The 19,410-nt window shown below is 56.8% G+C and carries 16 protein-coding genes; 4 read left to right on the top strand and 12 right to left on the bottom strand.

The features are described from left to right. Window positions 1-40 precede the first annotated feature (40 nt). The 6 genes from nuoF to lrhA form a co-directional block, all read right to left on the bottom strand. Window positions 41-1,390: an NADH-quinone oxidoreductase subunit NuoF gene (gene nuoF, locus VGC33_RS12280; RefSeq protein WP_331121044.1), complete on the bottom strand. Its 1,350-nt coding sequence runs from the start codon at window positions 1,388-1,390 to the stop codon at window positions 41-43. Further along, window positions 1,387-1,923, bottom strand: a complete 537-nt coding sequence (nuoE, locus tag VGC33_RS12275) for an NADH-quinone oxidoreductase subunit NuoE (RefSeq protein ID WP_331121043.1) — start codon at window positions 1,921-1,923, stop codon at window positions 1,387-1,389. Before nuoE ends, nuoF begins: the two co-directional genes overlap by 4 nt. Window positions 1,924-1,925: 2 nt before the next feature. Next, window positions 1,926-3,725 (bottom strand): NADH-quinone oxidoreductase subunit C/D, encoded by a 1,800-nt coding sequence (nuoC, locus tag VGC33_RS12270; protein ID WP_331121042.1) that lies wholly within the window; start codon window positions 3,723-3,725, stop codon window positions 1,926-1,928. Window positions 3,726-3,816: 91 nt separating this feature from the next. After that, window positions 3,817-4,503: a NuoB/complex I 20 kDa subunit family protein gene (locus tag VGC33_RS12265; protein WP_331121041.1), complete on the bottom strand. Its 687-nt coding sequence runs from the start codon at window positions 4,501-4,503 to the stop codon at window positions 3,817-3,819. A 15-nt stretch (window positions 4,504-4,518) separates the two neighbouring features. Next, window positions 4,519-4,956 (bottom strand): NADH-quinone oxidoreductase subunit A, encoded by a 438-nt coding sequence (locus VGC33_RS12260; protein WP_331121040.1) that lies wholly within the window; start codon window positions 4,954-4,956, stop codon window positions 4,519-4,521. 670 nt (window positions 4,957-5,626) lie between these two features. Then, the gene (lrhA, locus tag VGC33_RS12255; protein WP_331121039.1) at window positions 5,627-6,562 is read right to left on the bottom strand and encodes a transcriptional regulator LrhA; all 936 of its coding nucleotides are present in this window, start codon (window positions 6,560-6,562) and stop codon (window positions 5,627-5,629) included. Between the two features lie 1,034 nt (window positions 6,563-7,596). Between lrhA and VGC33_RS12250 the strand changes: the two genes are divergently transcribed. Both VGC33_RS12250 and yfbR read left to right on the top strand, forming a co-directional pair. Then, window positions 7,597-8,811, top strand: coding sequence for a pyridoxal phosphate-dependent aminotransferase (locus tag VGC33_RS12250; RefSeq protein ID WP_331121118.1), 1,215 nt, complete (start codon window positions 7,597-7,599; stop codon window positions 8,809-8,811). A 101-nt stretch (window positions 8,812-8,912) separates the two neighbouring features. Next, window positions 8,913-9,512, top strand: coding sequence for a 5'-deoxynucleotidase (yfbR, locus tag VGC33_RS12245; protein ID WP_331121038.1), 600 nt, complete (start codon window positions 8,913-8,915; stop codon window positions 9,510-9,512). A 40-nt stretch (window positions 9,513-9,552) separates the two neighbouring features. On the opposite strand, the gene VGC33_RS12240 is transcribed toward yfbR, so the two are convergent. From VGC33_RS12240 to yfbV, 4 genes are all read right to left on the bottom strand, one after another. After that, window positions 9,553-11,385, bottom strand: coding sequence for an SLC13 family permease (locus VGC33_RS12240; RefSeq protein WP_331121037.1), 1,833 nt, complete (start codon window positions 11,383-11,385; stop codon window positions 9,553-9,555). 104 nt (window positions 11,386-11,489) lie between these two features. Next, complete coding sequence (locus VGC33_RS12235; protein WP_331121036.1) at window positions 11,490-12,149, bottom strand: sugar phosphatase; 660 nt, start codon at window positions 12,147-12,149, stop codon at window positions 11,490-11,492. A gap of 23 nt (window positions 12,150-12,172) precedes the next feature. Beyond that, window positions 12,173-12,667, bottom strand: a complete 495-nt coding sequence (locus VGC33_RS12230) for a YfbU family protein (protein ID WP_331121117.1) — start codon at window positions 12,665-12,667, stop codon at window positions 12,173-12,175. 187 nt (window positions 12,668-12,854) lie between these two features. Continuing rightward, window positions 12,855-13,310, bottom strand: coding sequence for a terminus macrodomain insulation protein YfbV (gene yfbV, locus VGC33_RS12225; protein ID WP_331121035.1), 456 nt, complete (start codon window positions 13,308-13,310; stop codon window positions 12,855-12,857). 373 nt (window positions 13,311-13,683) lie between these two features. On the opposite strand from yfbV, the gene ackA reads away from it, so the two are divergent. Next, entirely contained in the window at window positions 13,684-14,886 is a 1,203-nt protein-coding gene (gene ackA / locus VGC33_RS12220; protein ID WP_331121034.1) for an acetate kinase, read from the top strand. A 79-nt stretch (window positions 14,887-14,965) separates the two neighbouring features. After that, window positions 14,966-17,116: a phosphate acetyltransferase gene (gene pta, locus VGC33_RS12215; RefSeq protein WP_331121033.1), complete on the top strand. Its 2,151-nt coding sequence runs from the start codon at window positions 14,966-14,968 to the stop codon at window positions 17,114-17,116. A gap of 884 nt (window positions 17,117-18,000) precedes the next feature. Here pta and yfcD read toward each other — a convergent pair. Continuing rightward, a complete protein-coding gene (gene yfcD / locus VGC33_RS12210) occupies window positions 18,001-18,573 on the bottom strand; it encodes an NUDIX hydrolase YfcD (protein WP_331121032.1) in 573 nt (190 codons plus the stop codon). Between the two features lie 90 nt (window positions 18,574-18,663). After that, window positions 18,664-19,215 (bottom strand): phosphodiesterase, encoded by a 552-nt coding sequence (yfcE, locus tag VGC33_RS12205; protein ID WP_331121031.1) that lies wholly within the window; start codon window positions 19,213-19,215, stop codon window positions 18,664-18,666. Between the last annotated feature and the right edge of the window lie 195 nt (window positions 19,216-19,410).

The raw sequence follows: 19,410 nt of genomic DNA, 5'->3' as shown, positions 1-19,410 counted from the left end.
CATCCGCCCGGCCTTATCTGGCCCCGGCGCGGATGCAGGGTTACCAACGCGCTTTCAGCAAGTTTGGCTGGATACCGGCGATAGCGCGGGTATTACCGATATGCTGCGTTGCAATTCCCGCTTCAAATTCTTCCCGGAAATATTTTATCGCGCTCTGCAGCGGCTCGACGGCGCCCGGCGCATGGGCGCAGAAGGTCTTGCCCGGGCCGAGGAACCGGCACAGCTGTTCCAGCGTTTCTATATCCCCCGGCTGCCCCTCGCCGTTTTCCAGGGCGCGCAGCAGTTTCACGCTCCAGGGCAGGCCGTCGCGGCAGGGCGTACACCAGCCGCAGGACTCGCGTGAGAAAAATTCTTCCAGGTTGCGCGTCAGGGACACCATATTGATTTCATTATCCACCGCCATCGCCAGCGCCGTGCCCAGGCGGCTGCCCGCCTTGCCGATATTCTCGAAGTCCATCGGCAGGTCCAGGTGATCGCCGGTCAGGAAGTCGGTGCCGGCGCCGCCCGGCTGCCAGGCCTTGAGCGTCAGGCCGTCGCGCATGCCGCCGGCGTAGTCTTCCAGAATTTCACGCGCCGTGATGCCGAAGGGCAGTTCCCATACGCCGGGATGCTTGACCCGGCCGGAGAAGCCCATCAGCTTGGTGCCGGTATCGTTGCTTTTGCCCGCCGCAATACCCTTGTACCAGTCCACGCCGTATTCAAGGATGGCCGGGACGTTGCACAGGGTTTCGACGTTGTTGACGCAGGTCGGCTTGCCCCAGGCGCCGGCGGTGGCCGGAAACGGCGGCTTGGAGCGGGGATTGGCGCGGCGGCCTTCGAGGGAGTTGATAAGCGCCGTTTCCTCGCCGCAGATATAACGTCCGGCGCCGGTATGCACGATAAGCTCGAAATCAAAACCGGTGCCCAGGATATTCTTGCCCAGGTAACCGGCCTCGGTGGCCTCGGCGATGGCGCGCCGCAGGTTTGCCGCCGCCTCGATATATTCGCCGCGCAGGAAGATATAGCCGCGATAGGCCTTGAGGGCAAAGGCGGCGATCAGCATGCCTTCCACCAGCAGATGGGGCAGTTGCTCCATCAGCAGGCGGTCTTTGTAGGTACCCGGCTCCATTTCATCCGCGTTGCACAGCAGGTAACGGATATTCATGGCCGGATCCTTGGGCATCAGGCTCCATTTCAGGCCGGTGGAAAACCCCGCCCCGCCCCGCCCTTTCAGGCCGGAATCCTTGACCAGGGACACGATATCGTCCTGGGACATGCCGTTCAGCGCCTTTTCCGCGCCGGCGTAGCCGTTCTTGCCGCGATAGTCGTCAAGCCATACCGGCTGGCCGTCGTCGCGCAGACGCCAGGTCAACGGATGCATTTCGGCGCTGCGTATAATCGGTTTTATCATCGATACTGCTCCAGTAGCGGACCGATGCCTTCCGGCGTCAGATAAACGTGGGTGTCGTCATCGATCATCATGGTCGGCCCCTTGTCGCAGTTGCCCAGGCAGCAGGTGGGCAGCAGGGTAAAGCGCCCGTCGCCGGTGGTCTGCCCCGGCTTGATGTTCAGCGACTGCTCCAGCGCCGCCTGGATGCCCTGGAAGCCGGTGATATGGCACACCACGCTGTCGCAATACTTGATGATATGGCGACCGACCGGCTGGCGGTAAATCGAACTGTAAAAGGTGGCCACGCCCTCCACATCGCTGCCCGGGATGCCAAGCACCTCGGCAATCGCCGCGATGGCGCCGTCCGGCACCCAGCCGCGCTGCTTCTGCACGATTTTCAGCGCTTCGATGGAGACGGCGCGCGCATCTTCGTAATGATGCATTTCATGCTCGATGGCTTCGCGCTCCAGGGTGCTCAGCACAAAGGCGGCGGTGTCTCCCTGCCCGCCGGTCGTCGCGGCGTCGTGCCCATGCGTATCTTTATGTTCATGCATAATTAGCGGTCCACATCTGACATAACAAAATCGATACTGCCCAGATAGACGATGAGATCCGATACCAGGCTGCCGCGTATCACCGAGGGAATTTGCTGCAAATGCGGGAAACTCGGGGTGCGGATGCGGGTCCGGTAGCTCATGGTGCTGCCATCGCTGGTCAGGTAATAACTGTTAATCCCCTTGGTGGCCTCGATCATCTGGAACGATTCGTTGGCCGGCATTACCGGTCCCCAGGAGACCTGGAGGAAATGGGTAATCAGGGTTTCGATATGCTGCAGGGTGCGTTCTTTCGGCGGCGGCGTGGTCAGCGGATGATCGGCCTTGAACGGGCCTTCCGGCATATTGTTCAGGCACTGCTCCAGGATGCGCAGGCTCTGGCGCATCTCCTCGACCTTCAGCATCACGCGGCTGTAGCAATCGCTGACGCCGTCGCCCACCGGCACTTCAAAATCAAATTTGTCATAACCGGAGTACGGACGCCATTTACGCACGTCAAACGAAATGCCGGTGGCGCGCAGCGCGGCGCCGGTAACGCCCCAGTCCAGCGCTTCCTGGGCGCCGTACGCGGCCACGCCCTCGGCCCGCCCGCGCAGCACGCTGTTGCGCAGCGCGGCCTTGACATAGGAATCCAGGCGCTTGGGCAGCCAGTTCAGGAAGTCGCGCAGCAGCCCGTCCCAGCCACGCGGCAGGTCGTGCGCCACGCCGCCGATGCGAAACCAGGCCGGATGCATGCGAAAGCCGGTAATGGCCTCGACGACGTCATAAATTTTCTGCCGGTCGGTAAACGCCAGGAATACCGGCGTCATGCCGCCGACGTCCTGAATATAGGTGCTGATATACAGCAGGTGGCTGTTAATGCGAAACAGCTCGGAAAGCATGACCCGGATCACCTCGACCCGCTCGGGCACCACGATGCCGGCCAGTTTTTCCACCGCCAGCACATAGGGCATTTCATTGACGCAGCCGCCGAGGTATTCCACCCGATCGGTATAGGGAATATAGCTGTGCCATGACTGGCGCTCGCCCATTTTTTCCGCGCCGCGATGGTGATAACCGATATCAGGCACGCAGTCGACGATCTCTTCGCCGTCCAGCTGCAAAATGATGCGAAAGGCCCCATGCGCCGACGGATGGTTCGGCCCCAGGTTAAGGAACATGAAATCTTCATTTTCACGCCCGCGTTTCATGCCCCAGTCTTCCGGCTTGAACGTCAGCCCTTCCATTTCCAGATCTTCTTTCTGCTTGGTCAGCATATAGGGATCGAATTCGGTGGCGCGCGCCGGATAGTCTTTACGCAACGGATGGCCCTGCCAGCTCTGCGGCATCATGATCCGGGTCAAATGCGGGTGACCGTCGAAGGTCATGCCGAACATTTCCCAGGTTTCGCGCTCATACCAGTTGGCGTTGGGGAAAATCTTGGTCACGGTGGGCAGGTGGAAATCGCTTTCCATAAGCGCCACCTTCAGCATGATATCCCGGTTTCTGTCGATGGAAATCAGGTGATAAAACACGGTAAAGTCGGCGGCGGGCAAGCCCTGGCGATGGGTGCGCAGGCGCTCGTCCACGCCGTGCAGATCGTAGAGCATCACATAGGGTTTCGGCAGTTTTTTTAAAAACGTCAATACCTCGAGGATCTGCTCGCGCTTAACCCATACCACCGGAATGCCGGTGCGGGTGGGCTGGACGGTGAACGCCTCGGCGCCAAAACGGGTACGCAATTCGCCGATAACCGGATCGTCTAGATGATCCCGTGTCTGCCAGGCCGGCTGGGCGAGATTTTGCGTCATCAACTCTGTCATAGTTTTTTTCACCAAATTAATGCAGTGCCGGCGTCATGCCACTGTGCGCGTTAACCGATTATGGACGACAACCGCCACATCGCCGCGCGCGTCAAATCTCGTCGGGGGAACGCAGGTTGGTAACCGCGATACGCTCACCCTGCTTACGCTCGCGCTCCGACTGCATATTGGCGCGATACACACCCTGATCGCCCACCACCCATGACAGCGGACGACGCTCCTTGCCGATGGATTCCTTCAGCAACAGCAGCGCCTGGATGTAGGCTTCCGGGCGGGGCGGGCAACCGGGAATATACACATCGACCGGCAAAAATTTGTCCACGCCCTGCACCACGGAATAAATATCGTACATACCGCCGGAATTGGCGCAGGCGCCCATGGAGATAACCCATTTCGGCTCGAGCATTTGATCATAGAGTCGCTGGATGACCGGCGCCATTTTGGTAAACGGCGTGCCCGCAATCACCATGAAGTCCGCCTGGCGCGGTGAGGCGCGGATAACTTCCGAGCCGAAGCGCGCCACGTCGTGCACCGCGGTAAAGGAGGTGGTCATTTCGACGTAACAACAGGAAAGGCCAAAGTTATAGGGCCACAACGAGTTGCCCCGTCCCCAGTTCACCGCATTGTGCAACGCGTTTTCCAACGTACCGAGAAAAACGCTGCGGTTAACGTGCCCATCCAGGGGATCGGCGACGATATCCTGTTTTTGCAGGGGATAACGGTCGTTTTCACCGCCATTCTCACCGTCCGGCTCAACACGGGTGAGGGTGTAATCCATGGTTATGCCTCGCTGTTACTGCTGATGACGTTGATTTTCGGCGATCGGGCCCGCGCGTTTCAGGCGCTGGGAACGCTCGGGCGTCCAATCCAGCGCGCCGACGCGGACCAGATACACCAGGCCCGCCAACAACACAATAATAAAAACCGCCGCCTCGAAGAAGCCGACCCAGCCGACTTCGCGGATGGAGACCGACCAGGCGTATAAATACAGGGCTTCCACGTCGAAAATGACAAAAAACATGGCCACCAGGTAAAATTTGGACGAAAGACGCAATCTGGCCGTTCCCACCGGATCGATACCGGATTCGAACGGCACGTTTTTTGATCGGGAATGCGCGCGGCCACCTAACAAGAATCCGCCCAGCAGCATAAAGCAGCACAAGCCGACGGCACCAACGAGGAATACGGCGAACGCCCAATAATGGGCGGTAACTTCAGTGGTTATTGACATTTTCTTTGCTCATCAAAAGTGGCATTTTGCAGCCTGCTCTTCGTCAATGGCAGTTCGACTCACCACATCAATTTATGGGAAGGAGCGGAAAAAACCTCACCGCGCTGCTGCCGCCGGCATACACAGCCATTGTGTGGGGTTTTTACTCCTTTACATAACCTTTTGTCAACTTGGACAAAAGAAACTTCATAGTAATTTACACAGTTAATATCTAATTAACATTTGATGCGCACGCCCGCAGCTTAATCGAGTCAGTGCGAGGCGCAGGCAACATGGAAATAACATAGGTGGATTCTATGACACCCGGATTGCCCGCAGATAACTATACCATTTTCAGGCGAAATCATGTTATTCCTCGCTATCGGTAAGGGCAAAATTTGATCCAGGGCACAATTTTGCAACTAATCAGAATAAAAGATGCACATTCTGTGCGCCATTAGGCAAAAAAGTAATCAGAAACAGTGTTTTGATTTAACTGGCATGGCTAAAATATAATCAGGCTGCCGGCGCGGGCAACAAGGCGCGGCGGACGTTCGCCAGGCGGTGTCGGGGAAAGACATGGCGGGTTTTAAACGCGGTTTGGCAACTAAAAAAACCGTTACCGTCATAATAGGATCTTATTAAAAATTAAGCCCCTATTTTCAGAGGCTTAACATGACTACTGTCTCAGCTATTCATCACTGACCGTATAACTCTCCCCCTCCCCTTTGACCGGGGGCGATACGTCCGGTTTATAAGACTCGTTCCCGGTCTGTACCGCGCTGAAGATAGCCATGGCCAGTTCATTTTCGCACTGTGGATGTTTGCAGAGCACATACTGGGTATCCGGCAACGCCGGCAGACCTTCGTTATGCCCCAGCACCCTCAGGTCGGGGCTCATCATCTCCACCGGCCGCACCGTAATGCCCAATCCCGCCTTTACCGCGGCGCGCACGGCGGCCAGGGTGGAGGCGGTATAGGCAATACGCCAGGAAACGCCGGCTGCCTGAAGCTGCTCGATGGCCATGGTGCGAAACGGGCTGGGGTCGTCGGATACCACCAGCGGAATGACTTCCCCCGGGATAAAACGGTAATCCGATGAACAGAACCATAACGTCGGCGACGAACGCAGCGTAACGTAAGGATGATTTGGATTAGTCAACGTGGTAATTGCCAGATCCACCTCGCCATTGGTCAGCATTTCCTGCATCAAAGGGCTGCGCTTGACGTTAACGTCAATCGCCAGTTTGGGATAGATCCGCGTTACCCGACTCAGCAAGTAAGGCAGGATCGAGTCGGCGGTGTCGTCGGAAGCGCCGATAGTCAAGACCCCCTGGATATTACTGTACATCAAGGAGGTACATGCCTCGTCATTGTAAAGCAAGATCTTCCTGGCATAACCGAGCAATTGTATCCCGTGTTCGGTCAACAGCTTATTGCGGCCGTGACGGGCGAACAACTCTTTTCCGACAAGTTGTTCTAATCGTTGCATTTGCTGGCTGACAGCCGACTGTGTTCGACAAACTGATGCTGCTGCGGCCGCAAAGGTGTTTAGATCAGCGACTGCAACAAACGTTCTCAATAAATCAAGATCAAGATTGAGCACTGGACGATTTGCATTGGTCATAATATTGTCTTCACTTTTGTATTCTATTTACACACTACTACCCTGGCGTTCAAAAAAAACATTTCCAAGCTAAATCTGTTTTGAGCATATCCCCTTCACACCATAGCGACGCTACGTCGGCCGTTATGTTAACTGGTACATGCTTTAATCTTTAGGGGAAGTCGTACTCATCAAACAAAGCTCTAACATATATAAAAGGTAGCCCCGATTGTCGAAATTCAGCCATCATCCTGGGTAAAGCCCCAAATTTCGCAGTGATATCATTTGCATAGCGCTTAAAAAAATCTTAGAAAACTTGAATGACATGCCAAAACTTTAATGTAATTAATTTGATCCAACCCTCTTATTAAAAGAAATGTTGGATATTACCGGTTAAGTCCTATTTTTTTATCCCAACCGCCATAATTAACATAAATTTTTCTTAACTATTGTTTATACGATCAAAATAAATCTCTTTCGAAAAGTACACCCGCTTAAATGTATACCATAAATAGCTACCATAAACGAAACAACTATAATTTGTAAGCATCAAAGTGTGACCTTTATTTTTCTCTGGATAAAAGCTCACAAGCCGATGAAGTAGCAATACTTTGCCTCGGGAAAAAATGTGACCCTGGTCTGGCAAAACAGGCTGACTTTCCTGCCCGCTTGGGATCCAATGCGGACGGCGGTTTTAAACCTTCGTTTAAGCTAACCTTTTGACCGGGGGACGGGCCGCGGCGCAACGCTGTTCCATTTAGCAGAGTAACCTTTATCGTACCCAAGTAGTATAAAAAATACCCAAAAAATCGCAAATTAACTGTTATTCAGCAGTTTTAAAGTGTGATAAAAGCTCCATGTGGGTGTTTTGATAGTGATTTCATCTAAAAAATATGCAAAAAAATAAATTTTCCACCATTCCTTATTTTCCGCCCGAACATTCGTCACCCGGCCGCCCGATAGCCTTCAAAAAAACCGGCCGGAAGAGTACATTAGGCGGAGTGCGTCATTCCATGGTCGGAATACGTTTACCTGTGATAAGGCCTAATATCGTGATCTCACCTGTAGAAAAATCCAGCAAACTGGAAAACGTTTGTTATGACATCCGGGGCCCGGTGCTTAAAGAAGCCAAGCGCCTGGAGGAAGAGGGCAACAAGGTTCTGAAACTGAATATCGGCAACCCCGCCCCCTTCGGCTTCGACGCGCCGGAAGAGGTACTGGTGGACGTTATCCGCAACCTGCCGACTTCGCAGGGCTATTGTGATTCCAAAGGCCTCTATTCGGCGCGCAAGGCGATTGTACAGCACTATCAGGCGCGCAATATGCTTGATCTGACCGTCGAGGATGTCTTTATCGGCAACGGCGTATCGGAGCTTATCCAGCAATCGATGCAGGCGCTGCTCAATACCGGCGATGAAATGCTGATTCCCGCGCCGGATTATCCCCTGTGGACCGCCTCGGTCTCCCTTTCCGGCGGCAGCGCCGTACATTACCTGTGCGATGAAGAAGCCGGCTGGTTTCCCGATCTGGACGACATCCGCCGCAAAATCACCCCGCGCACCCGCGGCCTGGTGATTATCAACCCCAATAACCCGACCGGGGCGGTATACAGTAAGGAGATGTTGCTGGAGCTGGTGGAAATCGCCCGCCAGCATAATCTCATCATCTTCTCCGACGAAATCTACGATAAAATCCTCTACGACGCGGCGCAGCATTACTCCATCGCCGCGCTGGCGCCGGACCTGCTGACGGTCACCTTTAACGGCCTGTCCAAGACCTATCGCGTCGCCGGCTTCCGCCAGGGCTGGATGGTGCTCAACGGGCCGAAAAAACACGCCAAAGGCTATATCGAAGGCCTGGAAATGCTGGCGTCGATGCGCCTTTGCGCCAATGTGCCCATGCAGCACGCCATCCAGACCGCGCTCGGCGGCTACCAGAGCATCAGCGAATTCATCGCCCCGGGCGGACGGCTTTATGAACAGCGCAACCGCGCCTGGGCGCTTATCAACGATATCCCCGGCGTATCCTGCGTCAAACCCAGCGGCGCGCTGTATATGTTCCCCCGCATTGACGCCCGGCGCTTCAACATCCTCGACGATCAGAAGCTGGTGCTCGACCTGCTGCTCCAGGAGAAAGTGCTGCTGGTCCAGGGCAGCGCCTTTAACTGGCCGTGGCCGGATCACCTGCGCATCGTAACGCTGCCCCATGTGGACGTGCTGGAAACCGCCATCGGCAAATTCGGACGTTTTTTGCAGAATTATCATCAATAACCGCGCGGGCCGAGCCTACCTCGCCTTCAGCCGGCGGATTTGCATATTTTGCCGGCTGTGCGCACAATAGAGCCGCTATTCACCTGCCGCAGGGGCGCACCATGATGCAAAGCCACTTTTTTGCCCATCTTTCCCGTTTGAAACTGATAAACCGCTGGCCGCTGATGCGCAATGTCCGCACCGAAAACGTCTCCGAGCATAGCCTGCAGGTGGCGTTTGTCGCCCATGCCCTGGCGGTCATCAAAAACCGTAAGTTCGGCGGCGCCCTTAACCCGGAGCGCATCGCGTTGCTTGCGATGTACCATGACACCAGCGAAGTGCTGACCGGCGATATGCCCACGCCGATCAAATATTTTAACCCGCAGATAGCCCACGAATATAAAAATATCGAGAAAATCGCCCAACAGAAGCTGATTGCCATGCTGCCCGCGGAGCTGCGGGACGATTACCGCGTCCTGCTCGACGACGATTGTTACCTGCCCGAGGAGAAAGCCGTCGTCAAACAGGCGGATACCCTGTGCGCCTACCTGAAGTGCCTCGAGGAGCTTTCGGCGGGCAATAACGAATTTACCATGGCGATGGCGCGCCTGGAAAAAACCCTGGCGGAGCGCCACAGTCCGGAAATGGAATACTTTATGACGGTGTTCGTGCCAAGCTTTAACCTGTCGTTGGACGAGATAAGCCAGGACACGCCGCTTTAGCCGGCCTCATCCGCCCGTTTCGCCCGCGAACGCCATCATATCAAAAGGGAAAGAGTAGCGGCACCAGCACCACGCTTACCGCCATCACCAGCAGGGTAAAAGGTACGCCGATACGGACAAAATCCCCGAACCGATAGCCGCCCGGCCCCAGCACCAGCGTATTGACCGGCGACGAGACCGGGGTCATGAATGCCGAGGACGCGGCGATGGCGATAATCATGGCGAAGGGATAGGGCGAAACCGCCATCTCGTTGGCGGCGGCCACCGCAATCGGCGCCATCAGCACCGCGGTGGCGGTATTGGAAATAAACAGGCCGATGGTGCTGCACAGGATAAACAGGCTCAGCAGCATGACATGCGCTCCCGCCCCGCCCGAAATATCCATCAGCAGCCGCACCACCAGGTCAATGCCGCCGGTTTTCTGCAGCGCCAGCGCGAAGGGCATCATGCCGACGATCAGCACCAGGCTCGGCCAGTGAATGGCGCGATAGGCGCTTTCCATATCGATACAGCGGAATTTGCCCATCAGCACGCACGCGACAAGGGCGGCGATGGGATTGGGGATTTGCTCCGTCAACATCATCGCCACCATCAGCGCCAGGCAGAACAGCGCGTGGGGCGCCTGGCTCACCGCCGGCGCCACGTCGTCCACCTCGGCCGGCAGGTTAAGCACGATGAAATTGTTTTTCTTTAACTGCAGTTGGCGAATCAGCTTCCAGTCGCCGATCACCAGCAGGATATCGCCAAGCCTGAGCTCCTCGTCTATCAGCTTGCCGGCCAGCGCCTCGGCGTTGCGGCGGATCCCCACCACGTTAACGCCATACCGGCTGCGAAAGCCGACCTGGCGCAGGGTCTTGCCCACCAATTCGGAATCGGGGATCAGGCTCACTTCCGCCATGCCCACATCCCTGGCCTGTTCGGAGAAATACTCGCCGCGCAGCACCATCGGCTCCAGTTGCTGTTCGCCGCAAAACTGCCGCAGATCCACCTCGGAGGCGGACATGTCGATCAACAGCACATCGCGCTGGCGCAGCTCGGTATTACCGCCGGCGCTGACCATCACCCGGCGGAATTTACGCCAGCGTTCGATGCCGACCACGTTGGCGCCATAGCGATCGCGCAGCCTGAGGTCGTCAAGGCGCTGGCCGATAAGCGGCGAGCCGGGCCGCACGGCCAGACGGCGCGCGCGGCCGGTCAGACGGTAATCGCGAATCAGGTCGCGAAACGTCCGGCGCTTCCACTGCTCGCGCTCGTGACTGGTTTCACCGCCGCCCAGCCAGTAGCGCGCCACCAGCATATAGCCGATGCCCAGCACCAGCACCACCACGCCCACCGGCGTAACGGCAAAAAAGCCGAAGCCCTCGGCGCCGTCGCGCACCAGCTCGCTGTTGACCACCATATTGGGCGGTGTCGCCACCAGCGACATCATGCCGCTTATCAGGGCGGCGAAGCTCAGCGGCATCATCAGGCGGCTGGGAGAGATTTTCATGCGCTGTGATACGTTGAGCACCACCGGGATAAAAATCGCCACCACGCCGGTGGAGCTCATGATGGCGCCCAGGGTGGCAACGGTCACCATCAGCAGGACCAGCATGCGGGTTTCGCTATTGCCCGCCGCCCGCATCAGCCACTCGCCGACCTGGTAGGCGATGCCGGTGCGCACCAATCCCTCGCCGACCACAAACATAGCGGCAATCAGCAAGACATTGGGATCGCTGAAGCCGGCGGTGGCTTCAGGCAGTGACAGGGTACCGCTGAGGACAAAGGCGATGATCACCAGCAGCGCCACCACATCCATGCGCACTTTGTTGGTGGTAAAGAGAAAGATAGCGATCAACAGCAGGGCCAGTACCCAGATGAGTTCGTTATTCACAACGTTTTCCCGGTATTAAGGCGGTCTCTGGGGCAAATCATGCCATAAAAAAGCCCCGGGGTGGCGGGGCTAAATCATTAATTTATTGATTTTACGGATTTGTTTCAGTGGGGACTAAGACTCACGCGCGCAGACGGGCCTTCGCGTTCAATCAGCAGCTGTTCAAGGGACGTCAGCAGCAGGCCGATGGCCTCTTTTTGCGGCGTTTCCGCCGGCGGATTGACGGCGATAACCGAGCAACCGGCGGCCAGGCCGGCCTGAATACCGGCGATGGCATCCTCAACCACGATGCAGTCGGCCGGGGCAAAACCCAGTTTTTGCGCGCCCAGCAGGTAAGCGTCCGGCTGGGGTTTGCCGCGGGCGACCTGTTCGGCGGTGATAAGCCACGCCGGCGGCGGCAGATGCCCGGCCCGCAGCCGTGCGGTGGCCACCGGCATCGACCCTGAGGTCACGATGGCCCAGGGAATGTCGAGCGTGTTCAGCCGGTTGAGCAGCGCCACCGCGCCGGGCAACGCCGTCACGCCGTCGATGCACTCCGCTTCGAACTTTTCCAACGCGCTGAATTCCGCCTGGATGCGCGCCTCGCTTTCGCCGGGCATAAAATGGCGCAACGACATGATAGCCTGTTTGCCGTGGATAAAGTTAAGCACCTCGTCAACGGATACCCCCCGCCGCCTGGCCCAATTTCCCCAGGCTAATTCAACCACCGGCAATGAATCAATCAACGTTCCATCAAGGTCAAACAAAAAACCTTTACACAGCACAGGCATATCTCCGGGTTAGGCCGTCAGGCATTGATAATTTGCGTAATTTCCACCGCGCTGAGATGATATTGGCGCGGGCAGGATTGCCAGACGGCCAGCATGCGCAGATATTTATCCCACATCTTTGTCTGGGCGTTAAATCCATGGCTGCCGGAATCAAAGTGGGTGTAGCGCCCCTCGGTAAAGACCATAAAGCGCACATAACCAAGGTAACGCGCTTCGGTGGCGGCGTCGAAGCCCAGAAACGCCAGGCGCCGCTCGTCGATATCCTGTTTTTCCTTCAGGTTCGACCAGGAGACCTGCAGCGCGTGGTGCAATTCCATGATATCGATAATGGTGCGGCAAACGTCTTCGCTCAACTGGCCGAAATCCCGGTCCAGCTCGCGCATCTGCAGGCCGTAGCCGCGTTCGACAATGGTTTGCTGGCGGCGATAGCGCTCGCCGTTGTCCGGATCCAGCAGGGACATCATTTTATACTGGTTGGACAGAATCAACCGCTGGGCGTTCGTCATCTCCATCATCCACTCCTGATTATGTGCCGGTGGGCGCCGACCCGCTGGCGCCTATAGTTGTCTGGCGGTAGCATCGCATAATGCGTACGATGGCGGTACCGCAAGCCGGCGCTTTTTTGATTTAAGACAGCAGGTGGCGAAATATCGCCCGTCCATTACCCGTCGGGACGGATAATGAACGGATACATAACGCCTATAAATCGTCCAGAAAGGCTTTATCCAGCAGCTTAAACGCGCGCTTGAGCACGTCGGCCAGCATTTGATAGGTTGGAACGCCTTCGACAGGCGCCAGCGCCTGACCGGCCTCGTTAAGCTGGTGGCGCACTTCATGGAACCAGTGCAGGTGCGTGGGGGGCAGCGGGGTAACAGAGCGCTTGCCCAGCCACCAGAGGCCCTGCATCGGCAGGCTGCAGGCGAATATGGCGGTGGCGACCGCCGGACCCAGTTGGCCGCCGAGGGCGATTTGCCAGGTCAGGGTGAAGACCGCCACCGCCGGCATATAGCGCACGGCAAAGCGGGTGGCGGTAATCATGCGGTTTTCAGGAAAAAGCGGCGCCAGGCGTTTCTCGGTCGGCCAGGTTTTCATATAATCTTGTCCGCGCTGGAAAATCTTGTACCAGCTGACCGAACCGGAAGGAATTGTCGCCATAGCTGACCTCAACTTTACGAATAAAAATTAAAATTTTTGTGCAAAATCACAATCAATTGTATAACTTTTAAATATATTTTGTCTTTACTACCGGCAATCGTTATCCTTATTGCCGCCTGGTGGCTGTCCCCTACGCACCCTTTATGCAGCCCGGGCTTCAGGATTCCGTTTAACGTCGCCACGATCGATCGCGATAAGTAAACACATGTTTCAAAAAAAATGTTTAACTTCAACAGTTTTCGATTTCATGTCAAATAAAACGCACTTTGGCATGATGTTAATCATAAATCTCAACGGCGTAATGCGCTACGCTTTATAGCTGATTGATGATTTATTAACCATGCACAACCATGCACAACAAATAGGTACTTCCATGTCGAGTAAGCTAGTACTGGTTCTTAACTGTGGCAGTTCATCCTTAAAATTTGCCATTATCGATGCAGCCAACGGTGAAGAACACCTCTCCGGCCTCGCGGAATGTTTCAACCTGCCGGAAGCGCGCATCAAATGGAAGATCGACGGCGGCAAGCATGAAGCTGAGTTAGGAAACGGCGCCGCGCACAGCGAAGCGTTGAGCTTTATTGTTAATACAATTCTCGCTCAAAAACCAGAATTATCAGCGCAGCTCACCGCAATCGGCCATCGCGTCGTTAACGTTGGCGAAAAATATACCGCCTCCGCTCTCCTCTCGGACGATGTGCTGCAAGCGATCAAGGACTCCATCCCGTTTGCGCCGCTGCATAACCCGGCCCATATCATCGGCATCAACGAAGCGCTCAAGGCATTTCCGAAACTGGCCGACAAAAACGTGGCCGTGTTCGATACCGCTTTTCATCAGACCATGCCGGAAGAATCGTATCTGTACGCCCTGCCGTATTCATTATATGCGGAACATCGCATCCGCCGCTACGGCGCCCACGGCACCAGCCATTATTTCGTGACGCAGGAAGCGGCGCGCATGCTGAATAAACCGGTGGAAGACGTCAACCTGATCACCTGCCATCTGGGCAACGGCGGTTCGGTTACCGCGGTGCGCAACGGCAAGAGCGTCGACACCTCCATGGGCCTGACCCCGTTGGAAGGCCTGGTCATGGGCACCCGCAGCGGCGATCTTGATCCCGCCATTATTTTCTTCCTGCATAATGCCATGGGCATGTCGGTTGAACAAATCGATAAACTGCTGACCAAGGAATCCGGCCTGCTGGGCCTGACCGGCGTCACCAGCGATATGCGTTGGGTTATCGATAACTACGACGCCAAGCCTGAAGCCAAGCGCGCCATGGATGTCTTCTGCCATCGCCTGGCCAAATATATCGGTTCCTACACCGCCCTGATGGACGGTCGCCTGGACGCGGTAATCTTTACCGGCGGCATCGGCGAAAACGCCGCCAAGGTGCGCGAGCTGACCCTGGGCAAACTCTCGCTGCTGGGCTTTGAAATCGACCCGGCGCGCAACGAAGCGGCCCGCTTCGGCAACAGCGGCGTCATCACCACCGACGCCAGCCGCCCGGCGATTGTCATCACCACCAACGAAGAACTGGTCATTGCCCAGGATGCCGCCCGTCTGACGGCGTAACAGTATTTCCCCGTTCCGCCGGGCAACGCCGGCGGGACACTCGTTAGATAAACGAGCAACCGTTTAAAGAGGTTTAGCCGTGTCCCGTACAATCATGTTGATCCCAACCGGCACCAGTGTCGGCCTGACAAGCATCAGCCTGGGTGTCATTCGCGCCATGGAGCAGAAAGGCGTGCGCCTGAGCGTGTTCAAGCCGATCGCCCAGCCCCGTGCCGGCGATGACGGTCTTGACGCCACCACCAATATTATCCGCGCCAACTCATCCATTCCCTCCGCCGAACCCCTGCGCATGAGCTATGTGGAGTCGCTGCTGGGTTCCAATCAGCAGGACGTGCTGATGGAAGAGATCATCGCCCGTTATCACGACAATACCAAAGATGCGGAAGTGGTATTGGTGGAAGGCCTGGTGCCGACCCGTAAACATCAGTTCGCCAATGCGCTGAACTACGAAATCGCCAAAACGCTGAACGCGGAAATCGTGTTTGTGCTCTCGCTCGGCAACGATTCGCCCGATCAGTTGAAGGAACGTATCGAGCTGGCCCGTTCCAGCTTCGGCGGCAGCAAGAATAAAAGCATCATCGGCGTTATCGTTAATAAGCTGAACGCGCCGGTGGATGAACAGGGCCGCACCCGCCCCGACCTGTCGGAAATTTTCGACGATACGCCCAAGGCCAGCGTCGCCAATATCGATCCGAAGCAACTGTTTGAAAACAGCCCGCTGCCGGTATTGGGCTGCGTACCCTGGAGTTTTGACCTGATTGCCGTGCGCGCCATCGACATGGCCAGGCATTTGGGCGCCACCATCATCAACGAAGGCGACATCCAGACCCGTCGCGTGCGTTCGGTGACCTTCTGCGCGCGCAGCCTGCCGAACATGCTGGAGCATTTCCGTCCGGGTTCGCTGCTGGTGACGTCGGCCGATCGTCCCGACGTGCTGGTTGCCGCCTGCCTGGCGGCCATGAACGGCGTGGAACTGGGCGCCATACTGCTGACCGGCGGTTATCAGGTGGACGAACGTATCCAACGCCTGTGCGACCGCGCCTTCCAGACCGGCCTGCCGATGTTCCGCGTGCCGACCAATACCTGGCAGACCTCGCTCAGCCTGCAGGGCTTTAGCCTTGAAGTGCCGGCTGACGACCATAGCCGGGTGGAAAAAGTGCAGAACTATGTTGCCGGCCATATCGACAACAACTGGATCGAGTCCCTGACCGCCAGCTCCGAGCGTTCGCGTCGCCTGTCGCCGCCGGCGTTCCGTTACCAGTTGACCGAGCTGGCGCGCCAGGCCGGCAAGCGTATCGTGATGCCCGAAGGCGATGAACCCCGTACCGTGAAAGCGGCGGCCATCTGCGCCGAACGCGGCATTGCCCATTGCGTGCTGTTGGGTAATCCGGACGAAATCCATCGCGTTGCCGCCGTGCAGGGCGTGGAATTGGGTAAAGGCATCGAGATTATCGACCCGGAAGAGGCGCGTGAACGTTATGTTCCCCGCCTGGTTGAGCTGCGCAAAAGCAAGGGCATGACCGAAGTGGTGGCCCGCGAGCAGTTGGAAGACAACGTGGTGCTGGGTACCCTGATGCTGGAACAGGGTGAAGTTGACGGCCTGGTGTCCGGGGCGGTTCATACCACCGCCAACACCATCCGTCCGCCGCTGCAGTTGATCAAGACCGCGCCGGGCAGTTCGCTGGTGTCCTCGGTGTTCTTTATGCTGTTGCCGGAACAGGTACTGGTGTATGGCGACTGCGCCATCAATCCGGACCCGACCGCGGAACAGCTGGCCGAGATTGCCATTCAGTCCGCCGATTCCGCCGCGGCCTTCGGCATCGACCCGCGTGTGGCAATGATTTCCTACTCTACCGGTACCTCGGGCGCCGGCAGCGACGTGGAAAAAGTGCGTGAAGCCACCCGTTTGGCGAAGGAAAAACGTCCGGATCTGGTGATTGACGGTCCGTTGCAGTACGACGCCGCCATCATGGCCGACGTGGCGTTGTCCAAGGCGCCGAATTCGCCGGTTGCCGGTAAAGCCACCGTGTTCATCTTCCCGGATCTGAACACCGGCAACACCACCTATAAAGCGGTACAGCGTTCAGCCGACCTGATCTCCATCGGGCCGATGCTGCAAGGCATGCGCAAGCCGGTCAACGACCTGTCGCGCGGCGCGCTGGTGGACGATATCGTCTATACCATCGCCCTGACCGCCATCCAGTCCAAGCAGGCTGAAACTGCTAAGTAAGCCGTTAAGACTGTAGAAGCAGTAATGATGACGCCGGCGCAAGCCGGCGTTTTTTTGTTGTAATAAGGGGAAATTTTGATTGCGATAGGTTGCAAATCGCCTCGGCGGGGGGCGTCTGCGGTAGCATTTATCCCGGCTCGGGGGCGTTTGTGGCGGGTGGTGGGGTTTATGCTGGCTGGGCGAGGGTTTCGCTGGTGGTTGGGGTTATGTTGCCTCGGCGAGGGAGTAGCCTGAAACTTCCGCGGGTGATTGAAAAACATCCTGATATGTTAAATGTGTTCAGGGTTGCCTAATCGACTGAAAACTTGATTATCCTATTATTGAGGTACCAGCATCAAATCTGGGATAATTAATTTGATCCCCTGCCGTGGTACTTCAACATCCCTGCTGAATATCAGTCAATACCGGCCTGGGCATACCGTCTTACGTTGTGTATAGCATTGCTATTGTCTATAGCGTTGCGGTTGTTGAGGGGAGAAAATCCGGGATTGCGATGCGACTTGCAGACATGGCGAGACACAAGTTGTTGGGCGCAGCTGAGGTCTTCAGGCCAGGCTTGGCCCTAAAGATAAATCAACGCTGATACTTTTCCCGGTACGTTCATCCCGCTAAGAACCAAACAAAATCCATTTTGCCTACAGACGATGGTGTTGACCCTGTGCCGGCATAGAGTGCGCCGGCGGCGCGCATCGCGACTGGAAGAGCCGCCGGGCGCGGCGAAAGCCCGGAAACGCTGGGAGCGCTAACCGGGCGGTCCAAAAGCCGGGCTGCGTGATGCCGGGGACCGCGCAGCGGCGCACGACCCACCGCCCCCGAGGCAACATCGACATCAAAATATAGTCAAAACCATTAAACCGCAACAGTTTGAGCACAGCGCTTAAGCGTTACCGTTCGGCGGTTGTTTGTTCCGGGGCGGAGGGGGGTAACGGCTTGCCATGACTTTGCTGATTGTTGCGGCTTATCCACAGCGAAAGCGCCTTAAGTGAATCCGGGGTAAATTCATCGCAGCGGGCGGTGATTTCCTCCGGGCGCAGCCAGTTAACCGCCTCCACCTCTTCGGCCTGAAGGGCGAACGGACCGTGTGTGACGCAGCTGAACAACGCGCCCCACACCCGGCAATGGTCGTTTTCAAAGTAGAACATCCCGTGCTCGGCAAAGGGTACGCCGGCAATGCCCAGCTCTTCCTCCGCTTCCCTGCGGGCGGAATCGAGCATATTTTCACCGCTTTGCACCACGCCGCCGGCGGTGGCATCAAGATAACCGGGGTAGAAATCCTTGGTGGCGGTACGGCGCTGCACCAGTATTTTCCCCATGCCATCATGGACCACAATGTAGCTGGCGCGATGCCTGAGGCGTTCGGCGCGCATCTGCTGGCGGCTGGCCTGGGCGATGACTTCATTCTCTTCGTTGACGATGTCAACCCATTCCACGCCGGCAGCCTGACTCTGTTCCACCATCTTTCGAATCCCTTGTTAACGAGACGCGGGAGAGCCGCGCATTTTAATGGTAATAAAATATGAAAATTACATGAGTGGATCCGTCATAACTTAGTGGTTAATCGCCACTTGCGCAATAGTCTCGCTTGTTTCCAACGACACAACCCGTAATATTTCCTGTTCAAGCAGGCCGTAGCTCGCGGCGAAGCCGCCTTTGGGAATGCTGGCCGACCCGGGATTAAAACAAAAGATGTCCCCTACCCGTTCGGCCTGCGGGATATGGGTATGGCCGTAAACCAGCACATCGCCGCGGCGCAGCGGGGGATGTTCGTCGGGATTGAACAGGTGTCCGTGGGTAATAAACAGCCTGCTATTTTCCAGCAGCACCTGTTGCCAGGGGGCGGTGATGGGGAAGGTTAACAGCATCTGGTCCACCTCGCTGTCGCAATTGCCGCGCACCGCGATAATACGATCGGCATAGCCGTTCAGCAGTTCCGCCACCCCCGCCGGCTGATATTCCTCCGGCAGGGCGTTGCGCGGGCCGTGATAGAGCAAATCGCCCAGCAAAACGAGCCAAGGCGCCCGGCTGGCGTCGAACGCGGCCAACACGCGGCGGGTTGCGGAAAGCGAGCCGTGTATATCAGCGGCAAACATCAGTTTCATGGAATCATCCTCCGGTTAATGAGTTTTTCATAATAAGCTTAACAAACTTCCCGCATTCGGTAACGGCGCCGGGTGCCTAATTCTTCCCAGGCGCTAACGCGCGATCCTGGCGCCGCTTCGCGGGTTTTACCCGGCGGTCGCTGGCGACGGATGCTTTAACCCGCGGTTTGTTTTAGAGTGTTCACACGGCTATGC

The organism is Acerihabitans sp. (assembly GCF_036398755.1).
In the GTDB taxonomy this organism is placed as follows: domain Bacteria; phylum Pseudomonadota; class Gammaproteobacteria; order Enterobacterales; family Enterobacteriaceae; genus Acerihabitans.
Note: the sequence above shows the minus strand (reverse complement) of the source record. Positions and strands in the feature narration are given on the sequence as shown.